Source organism: Paraburkholderia tropica (assembly GCF_914484835.1).
In the GTDB taxonomy this organism is placed as follows: domain Bacteria; phylum Pseudomonadota; class Gammaproteobacteria; order Burkholderiales; family Burkholderiaceae; genus Paraburkholderia; species Paraburkholderia tropica_A.
The window spans coordinates 1-1,423 of record NZ_CAJZAR010000003.1 but is presented as its reverse complement, the minus strand read 5'-3'; the positions used below and the strand labels follow the sequence as shown (position 1 = coordinate 1,423).

General features: G+C 56.7%; 4 protein-coding genes. All 4 read left to right on the top strand.

All coding sequences use genetic code 11. The features are described from left to right. A partial coding sequence (locus tag LDO54_RS01595) for a hypothetical protein (protein WP_224005216.1) occupies positions 1 to 294 on the top strand: 294 nt, incomplete at its 5' end. A gap of 38 nt (positions 295 to 332) precedes the next feature. Continuing rightward, positions 333 to 809, top strand: coding sequence for a hypothetical protein (locus tag LDO54_RS01590; RefSeq protein WP_224005213.1), 477 nt, complete (start codon positions 333 to 335; stop codon positions 807 to 809). Between the two features lie 13 nt (positions 810 to 822). Further along, positions 823 to 999, top strand: coding sequence for a hypothetical protein (locus LDO54_RS01585; protein WP_224005211.1), 177 nt, complete (start codon positions 823 to 825; stop codon positions 997 to 999). A gap of 40 nt (positions 1,000 to 1,039) precedes the next feature. Next, positions 1,040 to 1,294, top strand: a complete 255-nt coding sequence (locus LDO54_RS01580) for a hypothetical protein (RefSeq protein ID WP_224005208.1) — start codon at positions 1,040 to 1,042, stop codon at positions 1,292 to 1,294. Positions 1,295 to 1,423 lie beyond the last annotated feature (129 nt).

Below are 1,423 nucleotides of genomic sequence, written 5' to 3'. Positions count from 1 at the left end.
CGTAATAGGTCGGAAAACGGAAAAGCGCTCATGAAAATCTCGTTGCACGGCGGCGGCAGAGTCTCGATGGCCGCGCCTCAACAGAAGTGGTTCGGGGATTCACCCGAGGTCGCACAACATGCCAGGTTCGCGGGGCAGGACATGACGGCAATCACTGATGATGCAGGCGCGTTCGATCTTCTGTATCTCGGCTATGTGACCAGAGGGTTTCAAACCATCGAAGCGGCGAAAGCAGCAGCACCCGAATTTGCACGCCAAGTATTCGCACACCTGTCGAGCCTGATCGACGGCTAACCATCGGAAAACGCTCGCGCAGACTTGAAAGTCACACCATGAAGAAAATCGAAATTGCAGGCGATTTTATTTGGCAGCTACTGAAGGAATTGAGTTTTGTGCAATGCATTTTGCTTGGACTCATCGTCAGTGCGCTGTTTTACCTGATGTGGAGCGGAGGCGCGATGCTGGGCGGCTCGCTTCCGCTTTGGGCAATGGCCGCTGGCGTTGCGGGATTGGCCGTGGTCATGTTGGGAGCCGTCCGCATGGGGCACGCAAAAACCGGGCTACTTGGGGTGTTAGTCGTTTGCGCTTTCATGCTGCAACTCGGTTCCGCGAATGTACTAGCTCCTGACGCCACGGAGCATGTACATATCGGACCGTCGCGTTTGTTAAGTCTGGAGACTTTGACTCAGATGATCGCATGGCTGCTCGCGGTCGGCTCGATGCTCGCGGGTTTCATCGTGGGTGCTGCATACGTTGTTTGGTCGCGGGAACGTCGCCGAGAGCGACTTGCTGCCAAGGCCAGCGCCTAATCAATCGGAAAGCATGAGCTACGTCCTGAACAAGCGTGCGCAGCGGATGCTTGAGCAAGCGGGAGCGGATGCTGTTGGCGATGACTTTGTTTCGTTCAACTGCGTCACGATTCCGCTGTCCAGCAAAGCATGCAAGGAACTGAACGAACAGGCCAACGCCGACCCGGACACGTTGCCGGATCGCGAATAGGAAAACGCGGCTAGGCCGCACAGGGAAACAGGAGAATCAAATGGTTTTGCAAGCGCTTTGGGTGGCCGTTGTGCTCATGCTCACATTCCAGTCGATGTTGTTCATCATGTCGTCCGCGCCGTCGATGAAAGCGGCATACGCGGATAGTTGGCGCAAGACGGGCAAGGTCATCGCGCATCTGTTCCAAATCCAGAGCGGTCCTGAGCAATGGATCGGTGTTGCCGCGTTCGGCACCATCGGTCTCTTCGTGGTTATCTCGGCGGCACTCGATATCGCAGCGCGTTTCGCCCACTGACGTAACGGAAAACCACATGACCAAAACTCTTTGTCTCGTTCAACAGGGCGGCGGTGAGGCGCGTGGCCCCGTGAAGGCCACGCGTCGGAGTCGCTGGATTGCTTTGCTCACCGTCGCTGTCCTTGCTGG